General features: G+C 39.6%; 22 protein-coding genes. 3 read left to right on the top strand and 19 right to left on the bottom strand.

Translation table 11 applies throughout. The features are described 5' to 3' along the window. Positions 1-160 precede the first annotated feature (160 nt). Both recA and IGL17_RS12440 read right to left on the bottom strand, forming a co-directional pair. On the bottom strand, positions 161-1207 hold the full coding sequence (gene recA, locus IGL17_RS12435; protein WP_002354860.1) for a recombinase RecA: 1047 nt from the start codon (positions 1205-1207) through the stop codon (positions 161-163). A 113-nt stretch (positions 1208-1320) separates the two neighbouring features. After that, positions 1321-2565, bottom strand: a complete 1245-nt coding sequence (locus IGL17_RS12440) for a competence/damage-inducible protein A (protein ID WP_002375502.1) — start codon at positions 2563-2565, stop codon at positions 1321-1323. 191 nt (positions 2566-2756) lie between these two features. Here IGL17_RS12440 and IGL17_RS12445 point away from each other — a divergent pair, with 191 nt between their 5' ends. Beyond that, positions 2757-3962 (top strand): sunset domain-containing protein, encoded by a 1206-nt coding sequence (locus IGL17_RS12445; RefSeq protein ID WP_016618614.1) that lies wholly within the window; start codon positions 2757-2759, stop codon positions 3960-3962. 78 nt (positions 3963-4040) lie between these two features. On the opposite strand, the gene IGL17_RS12450 is transcribed toward IGL17_RS12445, so the two are convergent. The 3 genes from IGL17_RS12450 to IGL17_RS12460 all read right to left on the bottom strand — a co-directional run bounded on the left by IGL17_RS12450 (position 4041) and on the right by IGL17_RS12460 (position 5626). Continuing rightward, entirely contained in the window at positions 4041-4670 is a 630-nt protein-coding gene (locus IGL17_RS12450) for an NAD(P)-dependent oxidoreductase (RefSeq protein ID WP_016618615.1), read from the bottom strand. A 58-nt stretch (positions 4671-4728) separates the two neighbouring features. Continuing rightward, positions 4729-5154: an Rrf2 family transcriptional regulator gene (locus IGL17_RS12455; protein ID WP_002383201.1), complete on the bottom strand. Its 426-nt coding sequence runs from the start codon at positions 5152-5154 to the stop codon at positions 4729-4731. 88 nt (positions 5155-5242) lie between these two features. Further along, positions 5243-5626: a YccF domain-containing protein gene (locus tag IGL17_RS12460; RefSeq protein WP_002358999.1), complete on the bottom strand. Its 384-nt coding sequence runs from the start codon at positions 5624-5626 to the stop codon at positions 5243-5245. Positions 5627-5789: 163 nt separating this feature from the next. On the opposite strand from IGL17_RS12460, the gene IGL17_RS12465 reads away from it, so the two are divergent. After that, positions 5790-6581, top strand: a complete 792-nt coding sequence (locus tag IGL17_RS12465; RefSeq protein WP_010713701.1) for a hypothetical protein — start codon at positions 5790-5792, stop codon at positions 6579-6581. A 52-nt stretch (positions 6582-6633) separates the two neighbouring features. Here IGL17_RS12465 and IGL17_RS12470 read toward each other — a convergent pair whose 3' ends face one another. From IGL17_RS12470 to IGL17_RS12525, 12 genes are all read right to left on the bottom strand, one after another. Further along, a complete protein-coding gene (locus tag IGL17_RS12470) occupies positions 6634-7770 on the bottom strand; it encodes an ArgE/DapE family deacylase (RefSeq protein WP_002367472.1) in 1137 nt (378 codons plus the stop codon). 129 nt (positions 7771-7899) lie between these two features. Beyond that, positions 7900-8784: an RsiV family protein gene (locus tag IGL17_RS12475; RefSeq protein ID WP_010776191.1), complete on the bottom strand. Its 885-nt coding sequence runs from the start codon at positions 8782-8784 to the stop codon at positions 7900-7902. Between the two features lie 24 nt (positions 8785-8808). Then, positions 8809-9306 carry an RNA polymerase sigma factor gene (locus IGL17_RS12480; protein WP_002360979.1) on the bottom strand — a complete coding sequence of 166 codons (498 nt, stop codon included), beginning with the start codon at positions 9304-9306 and terminating at the stop codon, positions 8809-8811. A gap of 236 nt (positions 9307-9542) precedes the next feature. Next, positions 9543-11024: a helix-turn-helix domain-containing protein gene (locus IGL17_RS12485; protein ID WP_002378832.1), complete on the bottom strand. Its 1482-nt coding sequence runs from the start codon at positions 11022-11024 to the stop codon at positions 9543-9545. Further along, complete coding sequence (locus tag IGL17_RS12490; RefSeq protein WP_016618618.1) at positions 10999-11484, bottom strand: hypothetical protein; 486 nt, start codon at positions 11482-11484, stop codon at positions 10999-11001. The genes IGL17_RS12485 and IGL17_RS12490 overlap by 26 nt, the downstream gene beginning before the upstream one ends. A 104-nt stretch (positions 11485-11588) precedes the next feature. Continuing rightward, entirely contained in the window at positions 11589-12668 is a 1080-nt protein-coding gene (locus IGL17_RS12495) for a DUF916 and DUF3324 domain-containing protein (RefSeq protein ID WP_002360976.1), read from the bottom strand. Between the two features lie 105 nt (positions 12669-12773). Then, on the bottom strand, positions 12774-13532 hold the full coding sequence (locus tag IGL17_RS12500; protein ID WP_002383195.1) for a WxL domain-containing protein: 759 nt from the start codon (positions 13530-13532) through the stop codon (positions 12774-12776). Further along, entirely contained in the window at positions 13533-14333 is an 801-nt protein-coding gene (locus tag IGL17_RS12505; protein WP_002385162.1) for a WxL domain-containing protein, read from the bottom strand. A 4-nt stretch (positions 14334-14337) separates the two neighbouring features. Continuing rightward, positions 14338-15072 carry a WxL domain-containing protein gene (locus IGL17_RS12510; protein WP_002354838.1) on the bottom strand — a complete coding sequence of 245 codons (735 nt, stop codon included), beginning with the start codon at positions 15070-15072 and terminating at the stop codon, positions 14338-14340. Beyond that, the gene (locus IGL17_RS12515) at positions 15029-15418 is read right to left on the bottom strand and encodes an LPXTG cell wall anchor domain-containing protein (protein WP_002365408.1); all 390 of its coding nucleotides are present in this window, start codon (positions 15416-15418) and stop codon (positions 15029-15031) included. The genes IGL17_RS12510 and IGL17_RS12515 overlap by 44 nt, the downstream gene beginning before the upstream one ends. Before the next feature lie 19 nt (positions 15419-15437). Further along, positions 15438-20297 (bottom strand): hypothetical protein, encoded by a 4860-nt coding sequence (locus tag IGL17_RS12520; protein WP_179117011.1) that lies wholly within the window; start codon positions 20295-20297, stop codon positions 15438-15440. 366 nt (positions 20298-20663) lie between these two features. Beyond that, entirely contained in the window at positions 20664-21677 is a 1014-nt protein-coding gene (locus tag IGL17_RS12525; RefSeq protein ID WP_016618622.1) for an alpha/beta hydrolase, read from the bottom strand. A gap of 165 nt (positions 21678-21842) precedes the next feature. Between IGL17_RS12525 and IGL17_RS12530 the strand changes: the two genes are divergently transcribed. Continuing rightward, complete coding sequence (locus IGL17_RS12530; RefSeq protein ID WP_002389413.1) at positions 21843-22388, top strand: cysteine hydrolase family protein; 546 nt, start codon at positions 21843-21845, stop codon at positions 22386-22388. Between the two features lie 213 nt (positions 22389-22601). Here the strand turns inward: IGL17_RS12530 and lrgB are convergent, their stop codons facing one another. Next, a complete protein-coding gene (gene lrgB / locus IGL17_RS12535) occupies positions 22602-23285 on the bottom strand; it encodes an antiholin-like protein LrgB (RefSeq protein WP_002354830.1) in 684 nt (227 codons plus the stop codon). Beyond that, positions 23282-23701, bottom strand: a complete 420-nt coding sequence (lrgA, locus tag IGL17_RS12540; RefSeq protein WP_002354829.1) for an antiholin-like murein hydrolase modulator LrgA — start codon at positions 23699-23701, stop codon at positions 23282-23284. Before lrgA ends, lrgB begins: the two co-directional genes overlap by 4 nt. Between the last annotated feature and the right edge of the window lie 142 nt (positions 23702-23843).

Consider the following 23843-nt stretch of genomic DNA (forward strand, 5'->3'; position numbering starts at 1 on the left):
ACGCCGCATAGTCTGCCGTTTGACTAAGCTGCTTGATGTGGATGGGTTCGGACATGGACAACAGTCTATTTAACAATTTAGTTCTAAACAAAAAAAGACAACACCTGTCCTGTTCAGTAAGTGTTGTCCTTCTTCTTAACGAGTCGTATTCACTCGTTATTTATTCATCTAAAGGTAGTTCTTCTTGACCTTCTGCTTCTTCTGTAATGGTTGAACCGTCACCGATGCCATATGCATCACGGACCAATTTAGACACTTCTGCCATCATTTCAGGATGATCCGCCATGTATTGTTTGGCATTTTCACGGCCTTGGCCAATTCGTTCTTCTTTGTAGCCATACCAAGCACCACTTTTACTAATAAGGTCTTTTTCCACAGCCATATCTAGTAATTCGCCTTCTTGGGAAATCCCTTGGCCATACATGATATCAACTTCTGCCACTTTAAATGGTGGCGCCACTTTGTTTTTAACGACTTTAATTTTTGTGCGGTTACCGACGATGTCTGTTCCTTGTTTTAACTGTTCTGCACGACGGACTTCTAGACGAACCGTTGCGTAGAATTTCAATGCACGTCCACCAGGAGTTGTTTCAGGATTTCCGAACATCACGCCAACTTTTTCACGAATTTGGTTAATGAAAATAGCAATTGTTTTTGTCTTATTAATTGAGCCTGATAATTTACGTAGTGCTTGAGACATTAGTCGAGCTTGTAAGCCGACATGGCTCGCTCCCATCTCACCATCAATCTCTGCACGAGGAACTAACGCAGCAACCGAGTCGATGACAACGATGTCAATCGCACCACTTGAAACTAAGGCATCGGCAATCTCTAAGCCTTGCTCACCCGTATCTGGTTGAGATAAAAGTAATTCATCAATGTTAACGCCTAGTTTCTCCGCATATTGAGGATCCAATGCATGCTCAGCATCGATAAAAGCGGCTGTTCCACCATTTCGTTGCACTTCTGCAATTGCATGTAAAGAAACAGTTGTTTTACCTGAACTCTCAGGACCATATACTTCAATAATTCGGCCACGTGGATACCCACCTACGCCCAATGCAACATCTAACGCTAAAGAACCACTAGGGATAGTTGAAATTTTTTGATCAGCTTTTTCGCCTAATTTCATAATAGAACCTTTCCCAAAGTTCTTTTCAATTTTTTTCAGTGCGGCATCTAAAGCCACTTTACGATCATCTGCCAATGGATAATCCTCCTTTAATTTATATAAACTTATTTTTCATTTCCTGTTAGTAGGTCTATCATATCTCTTTTGTACCAAAAAAGCAAGAAAAAACCGAACAAACATTCGCATATTTATTTTTTATTAATGATTCGGCGCCGCAAAAGATCTAACCCTCGCATAACCGCACTCTGTCTAATATAATTTCGGTCACGGTTAAAATGGAAACATTCTGCAACGGTTGGTTGGCCTTCTTCCGCCAGCCCAATCCAAACAGTGCCTGTCGGTTGACCTTCGATTGGGTCACCAGCGACCCCAGTAAATGATAAACCATAGTTAGATTTAGCTAACTGACGCGCTTTCTCTGCCATTTCTTTGGCACACGCTTCACTTACCGTGCCATGTTCTTCTAAAAGTTCATGAGAAATTCCTAAAAAGTTCTCTTTTGTTTCTTGCGAATACGTCACGAAGCCTCCCTTAAAAATCTTCGAAGCACCCGCAATTTCCCCCAGTGTACTTTGGAATAGGCCAGCGGTGAGGCTCTCAGCAGCCGTGACGGTTTGTCCGTTTTGTAATAACAAATCCACTGTTACCTTGGCTAAACTATTGTCATCCCCATACCCATAAAAATAGTCTCCCACTTTAGCTAAAACCTTTTCTTCCGTCGCTGTTAATAATTCTTCGCCAGCTACTAAGTCTTTTGTTTTAACTGTTAAACGAAGTGTCACTTCATTAGGCTTAGCATAAGGCGCAATGGTTGGATTCGTTTGGTGCGCAATCAACGATTGAATCTCGGTCACCAGCTGTGATTCACCAATCCCATAAAAACGCAAGACTCTTGAAATCAATTGTTCTTCTTGTGGAAACGCATCAATCAATAAAGGTCGTGCCGCTTGTTGGAACATCGGAATTAATTCATTGGGCGGCCCTGGTAAGAGCAAATAGCTTGTTGCCCCTTCTGTTACGAAAGAACCAACCGCTAATCCTGTCGGGTTTTGAAGAACTTGTCCACCTTCAATGGCTAACACTTGTCGTAGATTATTTTCCGTCATTGGCCGCTTAGACTGTTGGAAAAACTGGTGCAAGCGGTTCAATCCTTCTTGATCTTCTACTAATGATTTATGGAGATGTTGTGCAACAACTTGCTTGGTTAAATCGTCTTCTGTAGGTCCTAGCCCTCCACAAAGGACAATTAAATCACTTCTTTGTTCTGCTTCTGTTAGTAGCGTTTCTAAGCGGCCGCCGTTATCACCAACAACGGTCTGATAGTAAACATCGATGCCTAGCGCAGCTAACTCTTCTGATAAAAAGGTGGCGTTGGTATTCACTACTTGTCCCAGTAATAACTCTGTTCCGACTGCAATGATTTCTGCTTTCATTGATTTCCCCTTCTCTAATAACATACGTAGTTAAACTCACTTTCCATTTTAGCACAACAAAATTTTTACAAAAGAATTTGAGCTCCAGGAAATAATTTTTTTATCAGGAAATTTATTAATTATTACGAAAAAAATGTTCATTTTCTCACAATACATTGTATAATAACGTTATATCGAAAGGAGAGAAATGAATGAGTGTAGTATTAGTACTTTTGGGTCTATTAGGGTTACTTGTCAGCGGGGGACTGACTATCAAAGCATTAATTAAGAAACAACCGAAAAAACAATATGGCTATGCCGCATTAGCAAGTGCTGCTCTATTTATTGGTGGGGTTGCCACGACAGATTCTTCCCCAACGCTTTCACTTGATGCAGAGAGTGTTGAAACCGATGCCAATGGCTCAGCCACCATCAAAGGCGAATACGATGGCAACAGCAAACTAACGGCCAATGGCAAGGAAGTAAAAACAAAAGACAAAACGTTTGCTTACAAAGTAAAACTGTCCGATGAAAAAACGCAAAAAATCACCTTTGTGGCTGAGAAGAAAGATACCAAAGTTGAAAAATCAGTCGAAGTCACACCATCAAAAGAATTTATTGCGAGCATCACAGATTCTGAACAAGAATTGGCCAAAACAGAAAAAGCCTTAGCTTACGCTGAAAAACAACCTTCTCAGAAAAACTATGATGAAGCCGCAACCTTAGTATCTTCATTAAGTCAAGAATACGAGGAATACAATGATCGCCTTGAAAAAATCAAAAAAGCAGTACCTGTTGATGAAGCAGTTACAACTGCTGAAAAATCTAAAAGTAAAAGCGATTATCAAGCAGCTGAAAAATTAGTAGCTGCTGCCCCAGTTGGCAAAGAAGGATTTCAACAACGATTAACGACTGTTCAAACCGCTATCGCTGAAAAAGAAAAAAATGAACAATTAGTCGCCAGTGCAACTGCCGCTGTTGAAAAAGCTGAACAAGAACCAACCAATGAAGCTTACTATAATGAAGCGATCAAACAAATTGACGCTTTAAACTCCCCAAATCAAGCTTTAACAAAACGGGTAGCCGTTGTTAAAACTCAATTAGATGCCCACAAAGAAAAACAACGAAAAGAAGCAGAAGCTCAGAAACTAGCCGCTGAAAAAGCGCAAAAAGAACAAGCCGAAGCGGCAGCAAAAGCGCAAGCTGAAGCAGAGGCGCAACAAGCCGCACAGGCGCCGGCGGAAGTCGAGACGGCTGCTGCGGAAGCACCAAGCGGTAACGCCTTAATTAAAGGGTCACGTAATGGAATTTATCATGTACCTGGAAGTAGATATTATAATAGAACTACGAATCCAGTAGCTTGGTTCTCTACTGTTGAAGAAGCAGAAGCAGCAGGATACCGAGCACCCAAACAGTAAAGACATTAGCAATAATTAATCAAACAAGAAAATGGGGTCTCCGTTGTTTTAACGGAGGCCCCATTTTTCTTGTTTCTTTTATTGATACACACTAATTCGTTGATTTGGGTGTGCATTACTTTCCACTTCATCTAACATGGCAACGGCGTAGTCTGCGTAACTAATGTAGCTGTCACCTTGACTATTGGTTGTTAATTCTTCGCCAGCGATTTCATAATGGCCTGTCGCAGGACCATCAGCATCAAACATGGCTGCAGGACTAATATAGGTCCAGTGGATGTTTTGAGCTTCTTTCAATAAGTTTAAAGCTTCGCCCATCGCCGAAGCTAATGGCTGAATTTCTGCTGGGAATGATGGTGTATCTTTTAATTGAGTTGTGTGTTCTGGGTCCACATACAAGGTTCCAGCGCCCCCAACGACAAACAAGCGCGTTTTTTGATTGGTTAAAATCTCAATCAAATGCTGGGTAGATTTTGGGAAATCTTGCACATTAGGGAATCCTAAGGCACTAATTAATACATCAAACGCTTGAATATCTTCTGTTGTTAATTGATAAACATCTTTTTCAATGGTCGGTGTGCCATCTGTTATTTTTGAGGAATTACGAACGATGGCTGTCACGTCCATCCCGCGACGTTTAGCTTCTGCTAAAAGTAATTGTCCTTCTTTTCCTGTTGCTCCTAATACTGCTACTTTCATGTAAATCATCCTTTCATTTTTAAATAGAACTAAAATAGTTACATTTGACACTTTAAAAGTAGAGAGATTACTTATCTCTCTTAACTTCTATTTCATGAATCACATCTGCTAAGGTGATGCTTTTCAATTCTTCTTCCATTTTTTGTTGCACTTTAGTAAATTCAGTTTCTAGTACCGATTGGATATTTGCCCCAACGGAACAGTTTGGATTAGGATTTTGATGGATATTGAAAATCTCTCGTTCCAATTCAACCGCTGTATAAATTTCATACAGTGAGATCTCTTCTGGTTTCTTTAATAAGGTATTTTTATTGGCTCCACGCATGGAATGAATCAAGCCGGCTTTTTTTAACTGGCTCATTAGTCGTCGAACAACGACTGGATTCGTATTCACGCTCGAAGCAATGTATTCAGAAGTCACTTGTTCTTGAGGACCTGTTTCAATCAAACTTAAAATATGAATCGCAACACTTAATTTCGTTGACATGGCCATGTCTAATCACTCCAAACTAAATGTAACGTTATTTGTTACATTTACAGAATACGCTGTTTCGTTTTATTTGTCAATGAGAAACCTCTGACTATTCAAAATAAAAATCATTTGTTGAAACAACACGGGCCCCAAACGGCATTAACGCTAATTTCGCCAATTTAAAGGATTGTTGCCCAAACGGAATACCGATGATTGTCAGACAAAGCAACAAGCCACTAATACAATGCCCAATTGCTAATGGTAGTCCACTGATAATCAGCCAAATAATGTTTACCACCAAAGATACGCCGCTATCACTATACACGACTCGCTTTTTAAACGGCCAAAAGCTCAATCCCGCTAATTTGAAACATTGTAAACCAATCGGAATACCAATGATTGTAATGCACCAAATCACGCCTGCGAATAGCCACGATAAGCCACCAAAAAAGCCGCCAAAGATGAACCATAAAATATTGCCAAGTGTTTTCATTCTTGTTCCTCTACTTTCCTCATTAAAAATTATGCATGTGAGTAAGTATACCATGAAAGCTTCTTTTTGTTTCAAACAATATTGTAAGGTTGCTGACTCGTTAAAAGACGAAGACGGTGTTTCATGATACAATGAAGAAACTAACGATAAAGGAGTAGACTTCATGGACTTACATTTAACCGTTGATTTAAAAAAAACAAAGACACTCATTGATTTAGCCGATCAGGCCCACTTAATCATTGAACAAACAACTAAATTACCGAAAAAAGAGGCAGCGATTCTTTTCTTGCTAAGAGATAACCAACTAGTTGCTTTAGGACTTGCTGAAGAAAAAGCTACATATAAAGAAGTTTCTTTTGATCACTCGATTTTATTGAAACCGACTTGGGACACAGAACTTGCCTATTTAGCGCAAGCTTTCCTAGATGATGCGAAAGAAAGTGGTTTAACATTGGAAGCAACCCCAACGACAGTCAAAATTCCGAAAAGTGCGGTAGCGACAGTGACTAACTATAAAGAAACAGTCACCTTTATCTTGGAACGTTTTGGCTACTCTCTGTTTAAAAAACCGGCGCCGAAGAAAGCCAGACCAGCCAAAGCACGCCACAAATGGACAAAAGAAGTTAGCCAAATTCCTTTTTATATTGATACTCGACAAAGCAAAGCAACTGTTTTTTGGCAAAAGCGCAATGAAATGCTTATTAAAGCTGGCGCGACAATGATGCCAGAAGCCCCTTTAAATAAAGACGGGTCTGTCGGTTTCTCCGCTAGATTTGGTGAAAAACTTCGTGATGAACGCAAGGGCCAATTTAAAGACTTTGTCACAACGGAAGATATCATCTTAAAAAGCGTTAATGAAGTCGGCTTGTTTCTCTATTTTGCTGGAACAAACAGCTGGTTAGAGCTAGTTGATGAGAACGGCAAAACCTTAAATGAATGGACTGTGGTGGAATAAACCTTATAAAAAATGTCGCACCTGATTTTTATGATTCAGGCGCGACACTTTTTTAATTTAAATAACTTTTTGCTATCGCTTGATACTTATCAATCATATCTAAATAATTATCAATTTCGACATATTCGTCGACTTGGTGTGCAGTAGTGGTCACACCTGGTCCAAAGACAACGCAATCAAATGTATTGTCTGATTTAGTAAATTCAGCTAAGTCTGTGGTCCCAGCGCTTGTCACTAATGGTAATGGTTGATCAAATTGGGCTTGAATGGCTTGAATTAACGCAGAATCTTTCTCAGCTTTTACAGGAATTTTATTGTAATCAATCGTTAATTCTAACTGATGTTTTTCTTTTTTGTTCAATTCATCGACAATTTTTTGTAATAATGCAATGACTTGGTCGTTGCTGAATTCTGGAATTGAACGGATATTCCCTTGCAAGGCTGCTTGACCTGGAATACTGTTCACTTGTGTGCCACCTTTAATGACGGTTACATTGTGAATCGTTCGACCCAATTCAGGATTTTCATAGTTTGCTGTGACTTCCGCCATTTGTTGGTTTGCTTCTGTAATAAATTCGTTCAAATTATTAATCGCGTTAATGCCTTCTTCTGGCATCGAACTGTGGGCTTCTTTTCCGTGTGACACAACAGAATAGTTAATTGAACCCATGTGCGCATACATCAAGTTATAATTGGTTGGTTCTCCAATGACTAAGGCACTTAAATCATCCGCATAGCCTTTTTCAGTTAATTGGCCAGCACCTAGCTCACCGACTTCTTCACCAACTGTACCTAAAAATTTAACCGCTCCATTTAATGGAACTTCCTTTTCTTTTAATTCAATCATTGCTAAAACCATTGCGACTAAGCCGCTTTTCATGTCCGTTGCGCCACGGCCATACAATTTATTTCCTTCAATATGGGCCGCAAATGGCGGGAAAGTCCATTGACTTTCGTCCCCTTCAGAAACCACGTCCATGTGGCCACTAAACCCTAAGACTTTTTCTCGGTTTTCACCTAAATAAGCAACCAAACTACTACGATTTGGTGCATAAGAAACAAGTTCAGAAGGGATCTCATATTTTTTCAAAAGATTTTGTAAATAGATTGCCACTTCTTCTTCGTTTCCATTTACAGATTTAATTTTAACCACATCTTGTAAAATACTAATTTTTTCTGATTTTTCCATTGCCATTCGCCCTTTCTTGTTATGCTTAATTCTAGTGTACGCTTCTCTCAGTAAAACCGCAACTGACTTGGTTAGGTCAGTAAAAAACACGCGACAGTTTTAAGAAATGTCGCGTGTTTTTTGCTGAGTTTATTTTAAATAATTAGGCGCTGCCAATTCATTCTCAATGACTTGATTAGGAATCACAAATTCAGGGGTGCCCATATAGTAAGGCGCAATCTCTCCTTGAGAAAACACAATCACTAATTGGTGTTTTTCATTGATATAGAAAGGTTGGTCCTTTTTAATTTTTTTGAAGGGTTGAACATCACTGGGGGCATCCTCTTTTTCGGACCAGTATATTTTATTGCTATCGTTCTTCATTTGGTCTGCTATTTGTTGTTTAATTTCACTACTAATGACATCAATGTAAAAATCATTTTTAAAAATTAAGGGGAGTGAAACGACAACATTGGCTCGTTTGTCGATGGTGTCATATTTCGTTGTCGTCGCAGAGCTGCCTTTAATTTCTGTGAAGGTTCGTTTGACCACTAGGAAGCGACGGTCGTCCACAACTTTTTCATAATCTCCAGTGACTGAAACACGAGAACCATCAAACAATTGCCCTTTGACTTGTTGAAATTCTGTTTGGGCTTCTTTCAAGTATTTTTTGTTGAGCGTGTCGGCTACTGAAGATTCTTGGGATGTTTGGATTTTAGGGACATCGATGTTTACTTCACTTTCCTGTTTTTTCGCTGTCAACGTTTTGATGGTGACTAATTGAACAATTTTATCTAACACAGGAATGTTGCGGGCTGCTTCACTAAAACCTGGAAACAAATTGACTGATAAGACAAAGCCACAAGCCACTACTAGACTACTTTGCAGTGAGCGGTTTCTAAAACGAAGCCAGGTGTACCGCTTTTTCTCTTTATGAAAACGCGCTTTGACTTCCGCTTGTAGATCCGTTGGCAACGGTTGTTGGCGGTATTCTTTTGAAAAGTTTTTAACAACACTTTTTACAAAATCTTCCATTATTTTTTCGCTTCCTTTCTTTTACTAATTCAATAGACTTCGGAGTTCATTCAAACTGCGGTACATCTTCGTTTTAATCGTGTTTTCGTTAATATCCAGGATCAAAGCGATTTCTTTTAGCGTAAATCCTTCAAAAAATTTTAATAGAATAATTTCACGATTGGGACTATCTAATTGATTAATAATTTCTTCAATTTCTAAAAAACTGCGTTGGGGATTATTTAAAAGAGCTAACACATGTTCATCTTTTTCAATATGAACAGCTTCTCGTTTCTTTTTACGCCAATAATCTGTCGCTACAGAAAGCAGAATTCGAAAGAACCACGCGTCAAAATCCTTAATATCGGGTCCTTTTTGGATGGCCTTCAGTGCCTTTTCAAAGCTTTCTTGAATCACATCCAAGGCATCTTCTTTCGAATGTGTATAGTTAAAGGCAATGCGATACATTTTTTCATATTTGGTATCAACAAGCGTTTCTAACGCACGAATTTGTTTTTTTCTTTTCCAACCATCGAAAACCATCGATTTCTGGAACCTCCTTTCCTGTACACTTATATAGACGAATCACAAGCATAAAAAGTTTCAACTTTTTTATTATTTTTAATTTTTATATTCTAAAAGAAAAAGCGCGGTACAAAAATCACTTTGGATTTTTGCTCCACGCTCAAAATCTGATAAACGGCGGGAACAGAACCAGCTCCTTCGGAAATAAGCCGAAATTATCCAAAAATTAAAGAACAATTTCCGGAAATTTCTTCTTATTTCTCGGAGCTAAGCGGTGCTGTCCCGACCTTGTTTTCTTCTCCCGAGTGCGGTCTTAGTGCACTCAGCGTTTTAATAAAATGCGACCAATCAACAGGACGTGGTGGCGCTAGCCAAATAATTTGAGTAATCTCAGGCCAATCGACAAAATGAATATCCGATAAAATTAATTGTACACTTTCATCTACATGTGCTTTGAAAATGATATTCCATTCCGTAATTTTTTCAATATTTTTTTGTATCATACGATTATAGGCTTCACCAAAGGAAAAGTCGACACACAATGTAATCGGAGCCAAAACTTTTTTCAATGGTAACGCATCCACCATTAACAACAGATACCGATAAAATAAAAACTGTCTGGCATCCCAAACAGCGGGATTCGTTTTTTGTTCTTGAATAAATTGTCGACTAGCAGAAAAATACTCTGTATACGTTTCTGCAAAGTAGGTTATATCCATTTTGCGATAACTATAGTTTGCTTCTATTGGAAAATGGAACAATTTAAAATGTACGATTGTTACTTTTTGTTCAAAACCTTGCAGGACTTCCTCGGAAAGCTGAAATTGTATTTTTAAATAGCTTAACAAGTCACGATTCAATTGTTGAATTTCTGCAAATCTTTGGCAAAGTGCTGCTGAAGCTACTTGAAGCCACTCTTCAGCAATTAAAAATAAGAGTAAATAATTGCCTTCGTTTGTTCGTTGTGGTTCTGGGATTTGAAGACTCTCTAACCAATTGAAAACATTCTGCTGATTGTCACCGGCTAATTGTTTTAACACTTGCGAATCTACTTTTTTCTCTACATAAAACTGTTGCTGCGTTCGTACTAAAGAAACCGCCAAAAAATGAAAACATTTAGCTTGTGCATAGCCCGCACGCTGATTAAGATGAACCTTCTCAGAAAAAAATAGCTCAAAGTTCCGAATCTGCTCTAAAACTTTTTTACCGTACAATGAAAAATCACGTTGGTATAATTGTAAAAAAACCAGTGTTGTTACTTCGCGTAAATTGGTTTCATTTCCCACCAAGTGAAATTCTTTATTAATTGTAATTTGATAATTTTCCAGCATTTTCTTTAATTCCTTGAACTCCTTATAAGCCAATGTGTGACTAACAAAGTGTTCTAACGCAAACTCATTTACAGAATCAAAACGCTGAAAAAAGAAATCTTGAAACATAGCAAAACGTAACGACTCTTTAATATAGCAATCAATCAAAGTAGCAGAAGTTTCCGTTCCTGATTCATTAAGCGTTAAGAAAATACCATCGCTCACAATTTGAAAATCCTCTGATAAACCAAATTCAATAAAATCAGCATTTAATTCAGCGACCGTTTTGTTCACGATAAATTCAGATAATTCTAACTCCTGCATTACGGTTTCTTTTGACTCTGTTAACATCGGTGCATTTTCCAGTAACTGAAATAAGGCGATTTTTCTTTTATCCACTTTATTTAAAAACATCATCAATATCATAGACTTCTCTCACATCCATTTTTTTCCCATACAATCCATTTCCTGAAAGAAAGTACCCAACCGCTGCTAAATAGCTTTCAGATTCTTCATCGCCGCCTGCACCAAGTCCGTTAGGAAAGACAAAATCTTTATTCACTTGTAGGGGATGAGCCGTTGTTTCTTTTGTTTGTTTCTTTTTTTCTTTTGACATTGCCGGTTTCTCCACAGGTTTGTCTTTTTTCTTGGATGAAGGCTTTTTTTCTTCAGAAGGAACCGTAGTTTTTTGATCTTCCTGAGGGGTTGGCGCAGGTTGTTCCGGTTCTGACTTTTCCTGAGGGGTGATTGATTCTGGTTTTGGTTGAATTTCTTCCGTTGGTTCTAAGGGATTATAAATAGGTGTCGCCAATGTTTGAATTGGTTCTATTTCGACAGCCGTAAAAATTAGCAAAGAACTAAATAAAAAAAGATACTTTTTTCTCATGGCTTCTCACTCTCTCTACCTCTACTTTATGGGAAGCAATTCCTTGTAAAAGTACCTTTACTTTTACAAGGAAAACCCTTTTTGTCAATAGATAGCCCTTTTTATTACTCAGATTGTTGTTCTTCCTCTTTTTTCTTTTTACGATACAAGAAGAAAATCAATAAGAGCAGCGCTAGAATGATGAATGCAATCAGTAGATACAACCACCAATTGGTTCCTTTAATGGTTACGTCTTTTTCATTTAATTCTTTAGCGACGTCCCCAGAAATAGTAAATTCTTTTGTAAATTCCCATTTGTACAGGTACCGTTCTTCACCATTGGCGCCTTTGACTTGATAGGTGCCCTTTTCATCTTTTACACCATAGGCCGTTGATTTCAAGACATATTTCCCTGGCGTTAATCGTTCCCCTTTTAAAGAAATTGGGTAACTAAAGTTAGAGTTTGGCGCCACTTGCATATCCTCAGTATCGGATTGGTAAAGCGTTTCGCCTCCTTTTGAAACAGTGTTGATTAAATGTAATTGGTTTAAATAGGCCGCTTGTGGGTTTTGTAAAGAAACATTGATGACGTTTCGCGCGTTGACTTGGCCTGGTTTAACCCCCAGTAATTTTAAATCTGGTTGAACCTTTGTCTCATTTTGCTGAAGAATAATGGCCACAACATAGGAGTATTCATTATTAATAGCTAACCCTTTTGATTGATCCGCAGAAGTCGTGGTTTCTTTCTTTTTCTCTTTGAGTGTTATGCCGCCAGCCATCACGCCATCAAAAGAATCTTTAGGCATCGTGATGGTTAAAGGTAAGGTCTTTTGGGAATGTTTCGGCAAGATGATTTCTTTCGGTGCTTCCACATAATCTTTTAAGTTAAAGCGTAAAGTTTTGTCAGGTTTGATCCCGTTTTGGCCATATTCTACTACGCCATTTAAATTCGTTGTCGCTGAGTTTACCGTATTTTCAATGGTAATGTCTTCATCTGTATCATTACGTAACTGTATTTCTACGGTTTGTTTGGCACCAGGCGCCATTTTTAAGTCAAAGTAGGTTTTTGATTTATCCACTTGATTTTCGGGAATTGTTGGTGTGACCGCAAAATTAAATTCAGAAGCGTGCGCCTCCACGCCAATCCAGCCAAATAACATACAAGCGATTACCGTTGCATATACTTTCCATCTGTTCATATTCATTCTCCTATGTCTGTCATTCTTTGTTGTATTATAAGCACCAAAAGACCGAAAGATAAGCCAAAAATTTTTGACTTATATCCCGATCTTGCGTGTATGCTGTCGTTCTTAGTTTCCTGTGTTAGCAGGTGTATCTGTCAAAGTCCAAGTAAAAGTTGTCGTGTATTTTTTCGCATATTTTGTGGTTGAACCAGGTACTTCTAATGAAATACTTGTTTTAGCGGCATCTACACTATCGCCCCAGCTCATTAAGTACGTACCCGCACCTTCTTTATCGCCAGCAGCCATGACCACTGATTCAGCTCCAGTTGGGTTTAATTCAATCGTAGCTGGCGCTGTCGTTGGTTTTGCAGATTGTGAAGCTGAAACCACGCGTCCGTTGCTTAAAGTTACTTTAGCCGCTGTTAGTTCTTGGTTGGCTTCAGTTTTGAATTGACCATTTTGTTTTACTTTTAACGTCCAACCTGTTTCAGTCCCACGATTATCTGAGACTTGAACAAAGTTCGGGCCTTCTTGGTCGGCACCAGCATTATCTTTGTATTTTTGTGTTTCTGCATAGTAGGTCATATTTTTTGAGGTAATCGTTTGTTCCCCAAAAGATAAACTAGATGCATAGTCAATGGATAACGGGCCTGCTGTCCCTGGCTTAGGCCCTGTCGGATCAGTTGGATCAACTGGCGTAATTGGTTTATCCGGATCTGGATTCGTCGGATCAACTGGATTCGTTGGGTTCGTATTTGGTGCAAATTGAATCGCTCCGTTTGTTTGGTATTCACCACCGTCGACTGCTAATGCACTCATTGGTACAAGTGCCAATGCGCCTAAAGTTGTGGTTGCCATCAATGTCATTACTTTTGTCTTTTTCATTTATTTCCCTCCATTATTTACTGGTACATCTGAAAGTAGCCAAGTCAAAGTTGTTTTATATTGTACTGCATCCTTAGGGGTTTTCCCGGGAACAGTTAGTGAGATTGCCCGTGTGATTGTGGCATTTACTTGCTGTCCTTGTTGATTTTTTTCGGTCACTTTTTCTGCTTGCCCCCACAGCGTGATCCACGTTCCAGCGCCGGTCTTTTCTGGGGCTTGCATGACAACAGTTTCTGCGCCCGCAGCATCTAATTGAATGTTTGCGGTAGCAGTTGGCGGCAATACGTCCGTCGCATTTGAGCGCACACTGGGCTCAGTAAAGGCGACGGTGGCGCCTGTTAATTCTTTGTGTAATGTTTCTGCATTACGAAATTGACCATTTTGTTTCACTTTTAAAACCCAGCCAGCATTGGTTCCCCGTAAATCACTTACTTGTACATAATTAGCAGTTGCCAATTCACTTGCTGAACCATCTGGATTTTTATAGGTTTGCGCTCTGGCAAAATACGTTTGATCCTTATTCGATATCTCATTACTTCCAAAATCCAAACTTGAGGCATAATCGATGGAAAGTGGCCCAGGTGTGCCTGGATTAGGTCCATCAGGATTCGTTGGATCGACTGGTCGAACTGGTTTTTCTGGATCGGGATTTTCTGGATTTACTGGATCCGTCCCATCTGTGCTTGGGGTAAAAACAATCGACTGTTCGCTATCAAAAACGACCGTCGCCGCTTCAGCAGGAACAGTGGCGCCAAGCAACATTGTTCCGAATAACAAGGAGTAGACGACTGTTTTTTTCATTTACTTAGCCTCCAACATTCGTTGGTACAGATTTCAATGTCCATGTTAAGGTCGTACGATATTCTTTTGCTAATTTAATCGCTTTACCTGGGACATTTAATTTCACGGCAGTAGCACCTTCTGTCGCATCTTTCCCAAAACGATAGACCCAAGTCCCCATTCCTTTACCATCTTCTGCTTTGACTAATTCTACTTCTGTTCCAGGAACAAAGGTATGTGCTGCTGTTGGTGTTGGCGCGTATGCGGCATCAACAATCGATGTCACACCTGCATTGGCAATCGACAAAGCGGCCCCCACTAATTCTTCATTTTGGGCTGTTTTGAATTGCGCATTTTGTACAGCGCTTAACGTCCAGCCTTCTTGTGTCCCACGTTTATCCGTTACCTGAACATAGTTGGGACCTGTTGTTCCATCTTTAAATGTTTGAATTTGTGCGTAATAATCTTTCGTATCGGAAGTGATTTTTTGGGCGCCAAATTGAAAGCTTGAAGCATAGTCAATTGATAAGGGGCCTGCAGTCCCTGGTTTTGGTCCAGTTGGGTCAGTTGGATCTTCTGGTTCAACTTTTTCATCTGGATTGGTTGGGTTAACTGGCTTCGTTGGATCTGTATCTGGTTCAAATGTAATGGCGCCATTACTTGTATAGTTCACGTTAATGTCTTCCGCAAATGCTTGTTGTGTCGCTAGGACACCGCTAAATCCTACAATCCCTACTACTGCTAATACTGTTTTTTTCATCTTCTCTTCTCCTTTTAATAAATAATATGCCTATAGTGATAAGGCTGATTCCCAAATAAATAAATGGTCCTTGATTGGTGGTACCTGTCGCTGGTAATCTTCCTTGTCGCGACCCATATACGCCAGAAGAAAGGACGGATGAAGCGCCTCCGTCAGCTGGCTTGGTGGGTTCGGTCGTTGTGGAAGAATTACTAGTCGCTGTTGTCGACTCTTCTGTGGGATATTCATACGTTCCATAAAAGGAGACAACACCACTATTTTCATAAGCTGCTTCCCCAAACGCAGTGTCTGAATGACAGAAGCTGAAAAGACCTAAAAAACAACTAAGCAAAAGGTATTTTTTCATCTCACTTCTCTCCTCCTTGTTATGGTGCCATGACTAATGACCATGACAATGTCCCTTTGAATTCGCCAACTTTTTGTTTCTCGACTGGCACAGATAGTTTAAGTCCCCGTTGGTTTGCCGCACCCCAACCTTGGTTAATTGTATAACTACCTGAACCTGAGCCTTCATTTTCTGTAACAACCGTGTCTCCTTTATTGAGTAAAAATTCTCCTTTGTCTGTAACCAATGACAAATCTTCCAATTGATCTGTGCCGTTCGTTAAGGGATTCGTTACCTGAACATTCAGTTTCCAAGGCGTACTTTCTGTCCCGCGTGTGTCTTGAACGACTAAATCATCTGAAAGAGTTGGCCAGTAAACTTCTGGCTTGGCAGAAATTTTTTGTTTGCCAAAATCAATTGTTTTAGGTACTTTTTCTAACGTTAATTCACCTGAAATAGACACATTGACTTTTTTATTTAACGTTTCACCAGCTTCTGTAAATTGATAATTGGCTGGAACCGTTTTGGCTAATTCTTCTGGTTTCGCTTGCTGAATGGCTTGGAAGGTTGCGGCATCAAGACTTGGTGTTTGATTGGCCCGACCATCTGCGAAAATCACCGTTGCTTGTGTCCATTTTGCCAACTCGTCTGAATTCGTTAAGCCATTTGCTTCTTTTAACTTCAAATGCGCACTTGTCGCATACAAGGCAAACGAACGATCTTTGGCAAGGACACTTTCATTTTTCACAACAACTAAATGAACCGTTTTGTTTTGCAAATTATCTCCTGACGTCCCTGCTTCTAATTGAATATCATGTGTCCGCGATACAGTTTTTTCTGCTAACGGCGCTTGAATTTGTGGTAAATCCGTCTCTTTTAATGAGGTTTTGAAAAACGGCCGACCTTTTGCGCCAAGCATTTCTATTACTTTATCGACAGTCGTTAGTTGCGCTGCCTCATCTTCTGTGACAATCACCGATTGCCCCGAAAGTTCCACTTTATTTGAAAATTGAACTTTCACCTGATAACTGTAGTTCATATTCGTCGCTTTCCATGAAAGCGGGGTGGTATCTTTTTGCTCTGGAATTTGCTCTATCGCGCTCCCAACTTCACTAGATTTAACCGTTCCTTGGTGCAACCAAGAACCTGTTACTTCGTCAGGAAGGAAGCTTAGGGTTGGTGTTAAAGCACTTGAGGTCGGAATCATCAAACGTCCTTTTTGAACTTTTTGTCCAGCTACTTCGGTGCCCCACGCTTGTAAGGTTAACGGCGCATTGCCAGCTTTGACCTCTTTTACATCATGAGAAATAGTACCTGCACCTGCCACAATCCCAGGCGTTTCCACTTCGTAATCGATGATGGAGCCAGGAATTGCTATTCCATAGCCATTGGCGCCCTTGGTCACATCGTTATCGCCAATAAATGTTTTTCCAGTCGCTTTTTCAATCCCATGAAACGTTGTTGGCGTAAGTTTTGTAGCATTATTGACCGTTGGATTAATCGTCAAGACCTGATAGGCTTTGACATTTCCAAACCAAGTCCCTGTGCTATCCACCAAAGCAGTTGTATCTGTCGTTGGTTTAATCCATAAAAGTTCATCTTTTGTTGGATCGACAGCTTCAAAATCCGCAATGTTTACTTTACCTGTACCAGGAATTGTTTCTAATGTTGCATGATCCTGAACCGTTAGTTTGCTAGCTGAAATTAAATTGGCTGTGTTGGTGATTCCAATTCCAGCGTTTTTAGATAGATGAATTGATCCGAATTCATTGTAAGTCGTACTATGATTCGCGGCAGTAGCAGAAACGCCATTTTTGATGTTCCCACCATTAGCCATTAATTTAATGCCATTGGTGACATTTAATTCCGTAAAGTTGACAACGCCTAAGCCTGTCGCATTTAGTGGTTCTGTTTGATAGTTATTGGTGCCGTCAACGTTAGTCCCAAAGTTAAAGGCCACTTTATTTGAACTAGCATTCACAATTGCATTAGTAAAATTATCTGTTGATGAACCACCGGATAAACCGTTAATACTAACTGCACCTTGAACATTTGCGGTAACATCACGTAAGATTTTTCCGCCACTGATATTGGAATACTGTGTCGCATATAAATTTCCAATACTAGAACCCGCTGCTTGAATATTCATTGTAATCTTGCCGTTCTTGGTATACGCAGCATTGGTTCCACCATCACCGTAAATGCTGGCCCCATTTAAAGATTCCACACCTGTTTTAGTGAAAATATTTAAAGTAATTGTGTTTGATTCATCCGTTCCTAGTGTCGTATTTTGACCATAGGGCCGACCACCAGTAATGTAGGTATTACCAGGCAACTTAAACTCTCCGTTGTAATTTCTTAAATCAATTAAGAGTTTGGCATTTCCAAGAAGTGAGCCCGCATTGGTAATCCCACCTGAAAAACCGTTCGCGCCTGTCCGAGGAGTTCCTGAGAAATTTCCTCCGTAGATGCGATTGTCTGAATTACCAGTAATTGTATGGCCACCGCTTGCTCCATAAGAAGCGCCCATCGAAGCATTAATTACTCCTTCATAAACCGTTACACCGACATTCCCAACATTTTTGGCATCATTCCAGCCACCGCCTGAAAGAAACCAATCGACTTGACCATTATTAACGATTGTTTGACCGTTTCCATAAACTCGAGCTGCTTGATAGCCTGTTCCTTCTAATGTGTCAGCAATCCCGCCATTCAATGTGTTAGAAGTATTGCCTTCAACGACACCTGAAAAAGAGCCACCATATGTCCAGCGAGCAATGGTATTATTTAAAACAGTCTTAGTATCTCCTTTTATATAGATATCCCAAGTATCATTACTAGCAGGATAGCCGCCGCCACCAACAATATCCCAACCTGAATTATTACCACGACTTTTATTGGTCGTTGAATAATCTAAGCTTGTCGGTTTTGCGCCTGAATAAGCCATACCATCGCCACCTAAAGACCCATCACCATTCGCTGTTCCCACTTCAATTGTTGTATTTCCTTCGATATAACCGCCGCGGCCAGCTGCAGTTGAGTAAATTGCACCATTATTAAACGAACCGCTGACTAATTTAGAAGAAATATTTCCGAAAACTTTAAAAGCTGCTGCCGATTTGGCTAATTCTGCTCTTTGCTGTGGTGTATAAGCATCATACGTTGCTTCATTTGAGGCCCCAATTTGACTCTTGTTAAATTTCGAAACATTGTTACCAGCACCGCCGTTAAAATCATTAATACCACCAGCGGTATTCGTTCCTGCTGTAACCACATTCGTAATATCTCCGATGATCGTTCCAGAATATTGGTTGCCTCCTTCAAAATCTGCACGACCCGCACTATACAACTGTGTATTTAAATTTGTAGTAATTCCATCAGTCACACGATTCGTTCCTATATCGCCGCGGGAAGAGCCACCAATAAAACGTTGTCCCGCTGTATACCAACGGCCATATCCAGAAATATCGTTTGTTACTTTTCCACCAATATTTCCGTATTGAACACCGCCATAATACGTACTTAGTTGGAAACCTGTAGCAGCATTCGTAATTGCAACCTTTGTTGAGACGTTACCAGTAACATTCGCTGTGTTGGTTGCGTTGGTTCCATAACCGCCCCCATAAATTGAAGCAATTCTGCCACCAGAATCATTGACAACCAATGAAGTATTCCCAGTCACTGTCCCAATATTGGCGCCCCCACTTAATGTATTTAGTCCGCTCCGTGTATTGTTAATAACAATCGTAGGATTTCCAGCTAAATTACCACCATTTTGGTTTCCGCCATAGAAATTCCATGTCCCTGTACCTGTACTATTTACTGTTAAAGTTGGGTTTCCTGAAACATCTCCTGTATCCGTTCCACCGTATACGGTCAGACCGTTTCCACTAGAACCGCCATTCAAGTTCAAACTGTAACCATTTAAATACATATTCGTACCTGTATAGTTTAGATTTCTCAAAGTGATGTTTGAGCCAAAATAGATATTTTGATTAAATCCTAACGTCTTAGAACCCGTTGGCGCCGTTTGATCCATACTAATCGGATCCGCGCTGTTTCCAGTAATCACTAAATGATTGACCTTGCCTTGCAAGGCGTAAAAGGTCATATTACTTGCCGTAACGGTGTCAGGAATCACTTTAGCGGTGGTCGCCGCACTCGTCGTAATATTGTTTCCTATATAAAGAGTGAAATCGCCATTGTTCCCCTGTTGATACAAATCAAACAAGGCTTCTTTCAAGCCAGCCTCTGTCGATGCATATTCTTTGTACGCTGCTCCATCTCCTGCAGGACTTGGCACAACAATCACTTTTGTTTTATCTGCAGGAGCAATTGTGTCCGCAATGGACTGATCAACTGAAACAGCTCTGGCCATGCGTGTCAGTTTCTGTTTAAAGACAGCCGTAAGTTGTGTATCTTCTGAAAACTCTAATTGAAGAAGTTCTTCATTTGTATATGTTTTTCCTTGATAAGACCAGCCAACGAAAGTCGCATTTTCCTCACTATTCGCCCATTTTGGTAATTCTTCTGTCCGAAGTGGCTGATTTTTTTCTTTTACCACTTGATAACTTTTGGCATCATTTTGAAACAAAGCTTGATCCGTTGTTTCAAAGGTCAAGGTGATTTGCTTCTGCTCTTCGCTTGGTTTTGTTTCTGTGGAAGAGGTGGTTACTTTTTCTGTGATAGCACTAGATTCCGTCATTGATGACTGTTCTGTAGAATGTGCGCTGCTTTCTTTTGTTGCTTCACTTGTACTGGTTTCTGCTGTTTTTGGCTGTGTCTGCGTACGTTCCGTTTGTTGCTCCCCTTCAATCGCCCACGCTGAAACAGATAAAAATGGTTGTACAAGTAAACAAGTTGCCAATAAAACAGCGATTTTCTTTTTCATTAACTTCATCACTCCTCCCTCGAAGTAAACTTTCCACAACCAACCTATGGCTCAAGTATACGAAGTTTTCTTCTGATTTTTTTAAAGATATTTTCTTAATTTCAAAAAAAAAATTTATTTTTTAATTTTCTTTTTGTTAACTAAACGAATTTTTTGCTGTTTTTTGTAAGATAAAATGTTAATTTGTTCACAAAAATAACAAAAACGTTGTTTTTAACATTAAAATCAACAAACGAGTTCGTAGTATAGCACGGATTTTTTCTCATGTAAACATCATTAAATAAACATTTTTGTTTAATTTATACATATTTCCCAGCTAAAAAAATGACAAAAATAAATAAACAGAGGCCTTAGAGATATCTCTAAGGCCTCTGTTTATTTATACGTATTCACAAACTGGACTGTTTCTTGGTAACATTGTTTAGCTTCTTTTGTTTGATAGTCGAATTGATATTCGTGGGTGATTGTTGCTTTCTTATCTTTGAAAAAGAGAGTTGAAACTGGAACATTTAAAGTTTTTAACCGCTGAACCAAGGCTAGTCCTTGCTCTTGGAATGAAAAACTATTGCCATCTGTTAGATACGTCGGGGGAAATTCTTTGGTGACTTTATCCACTAAACTCACTTCTTGCAGTTCCGCGCTCGTCTGCCAGTCTTTAGTGCCGAGCAAGGACCAAGCCACTGTTTTAACGAAAAATTTCATAAAACGATTATCACTTTGTTGGTTGGCCATTTGTTTCAAATCCACCGGACCACAATACGAGAGTGTGCCTTTTAAATGGCTAGCCGGCAACGCTGCAGTCATCCCTAATTCTTTGGCATAGTTGGCATTGGTTTGAACTGTTGCATATTGTAGAGCAATCTGTGCACCCGCACTGTCCCCGCCAATAAAAAGCTTAGATAAATCTAACAAGGGATACGCTTGTTTCTTTTCTAATAAAAATTGAACAAGTTCATTGACCTGCTGGAGCTGGCTTGGATAAGGTGCGTCTGGTGCTAATTCATAATTCATTGAAATAAAGGCAACTGAGGAATCAGCCACTAAACGTGTCGCAAATTCTTTCATCCCAGACTTATCTCCTCCCACATAGCCACCACCATGGACCCATAAAACGACTGGTACCGCTTGTTTTGACGTTTGGGGATAATACAAATCAAAGGTATTCTTTTTTCTTGAAGAAGGGTATGTTTGATTTTCTTGCAATTGAACATTGGGCAATGCTTTATCATAGGAAGCTGAATCTTTTATTTCAACTTCGCCTGCGAATAACTGGTTGATGACCCAAGCGCCTGGCTTAGGAGATAATTGAAAGGCGAGAAACACACCTAAGCAAATAACCACAATGATTCCTAACAACCAAAGGATAAAACGTACGATTTTTCTTTTCACTCTATTCACCTGCTTTAATTTGTAGCAAAATTATAGCATGTTTTTTAGCCAAAGCGTTTATTTTGAAACAGCTTTTTTAGAATTTGATGTACTTTTATCATTTGAAATGCCCTCTTAAAAGCTGTAAAATGAACAAAATGACTTTAACCTTTAGGAGGTTGCCAAATGAAAGCTCTGATTTCCATTGATTATACAAATGATTTTGTCGCCACAGACGGAAAACTAACCACTGGTGCCGCTGGACAAGCTATTGAAACGGCCCTTGTTCAACAAACAAAGCACTATTTTGACAATGGCGATTTTGTGGTTTTTGCCATTGATGGGCATGACCCCCTAGATCGCTATCATCCTGAAAATAAACTTTTCCCGCCCCACAATGTCTTAGGAACTGACGGGCGTAATCTGTTTGGCTCGCTAGCTGATTTTTATCAAGCTCACAAAAATGAGGCAACCGTTTATTGGATGGACAAACGGCACTATTCTGCTTTTAGTGGCACGGATTTGGACATTCGGTTACGAGAACGAGGAATTACAGAGCTTTGTTTAACTGGTGTTTGTACAGATATTTGCGTGTTGCATACGGCTGTTGATGCCTATAATTTAGGCTATCAATTAATGATTCCTGAACGCGCCGTTGCTAGTTTTGATGAACAAGGACACGAATGGGCGTTACGCCACTTTAAACAAACTTTAGGAGCAACCATTCTATAAAAAGACTGGTCAATCCTTCCATGCGCCCTATCTATACTCAAAAAATCCTGTAAACAACACAAAAGCCAACCTTACTATGGATAAGGTTGGCTTTTTTACACTCATTTTAACTCCGAGCCTGCGGATTAGTGATAACTAGCATTCACAGAATAAGCAGAGACTGCTAGCTGATAGAAATTAGCTACTCATAAAAAAGTGGGATTCCTCACTTTTTTATAGACCAATGACCGTTGCAAAGAAAGGAACTACTAAAACAGTAACTACGCCAACCACTACGACAGAAATACTAGCCATAGCAGCCTCTGTTTCACCCATTTCCATGCCAACTGCCACACCTAGGGCATGTCCGGCCGCACCTAAAGCTAAACCTTTGGCGATTGGATTGTTAATCTTAAACCATTTCAATGCAATTCGACCCAAGGCATAGGTTAGTACACCATTGAAGATTACGGTAAACGCCGTAATAGAAGCAATGCCGCCAACAGTTTGAGAAATAGGTACGGCAATCGCTGTTGTAGCAGCTTGTGGTAAGATTGAGGCCACTAAATGATTATCCATGCCAATCACTTTTCCTGCAAAATAAACAGCCACTAACGAACCAAAAGAACCAATTGTTAACGCCGTTAAAATTTCTAACCAATATTTTTTCAACACGTCTCTCTTTTTATATAAAGGAATCGCAAACGCTACTGTCGCAGGTTCTAGAAAGAAGCTGATATATTTGCCACCTTCATTGTATTGCTCGTAACTAATTCCTGTTACTTTTAAAACGACAACGCCTAAAATCATCGCAACGAATAATGGCGTAAATAAGAAGAAACCTTTGCTTTTTTTAAACAACCAAGTACCTATGCCAAATACAGCTAATGAAATAATAATGCCAACATACGGATTCATGCGCGAACCTCTCCTTTCGCTTTCTTCGTTGCTGCGGGTTCTTTTTCTTTTCGAGCATCTTTCATATGCAATAAAAAGGCGCCCGTCCAACCAGTCGTTGCTAGTAACGCTAGTGTCGCTACTAAAATAACAAAAACAATTTGAACGCCAAATTGTTGCATAATCCCTAAAGAATTAACTAAGGAAATCCCTGAAGGAACAAATAAAAATGTAATAACCGTTGATAAGCTATTACCTAGCCCTTCCACTTGCTCCAATTTAACAACTTTTGTACATAAACCAATGAACAATAACACCATGCCAATTACTGAAGCAGGCATTGGTATTGGGGAAATGAACGCCAAGCCGTTGGCGATTAACATAATAATGGCAAAAACTGCTGCTTGTTGTAAAAATGAATATACTTTCTTTTCCATTCTTCTTCGCTCCCTTTTGTCTGTTTTCTATGGGTTAAGTATATAAAGAAAACGTTTTTTTAAGGGCTTTTTTTCATGAAATGCCAGAATTTCTTCACCAAATGCAAAAATCACCACTTGAAATGCATTCGACATTTCAAGT

Origin of the sequence: Enterococcus sp. AZ088 (assembly GCF_051714845.1) — a bacterium.
Classification (GTDB): Bacteria; Bacillota; Bacilli; order Lactobacillales; family Enterococcaceae; genus Enterococcus; species Enterococcus faecalis.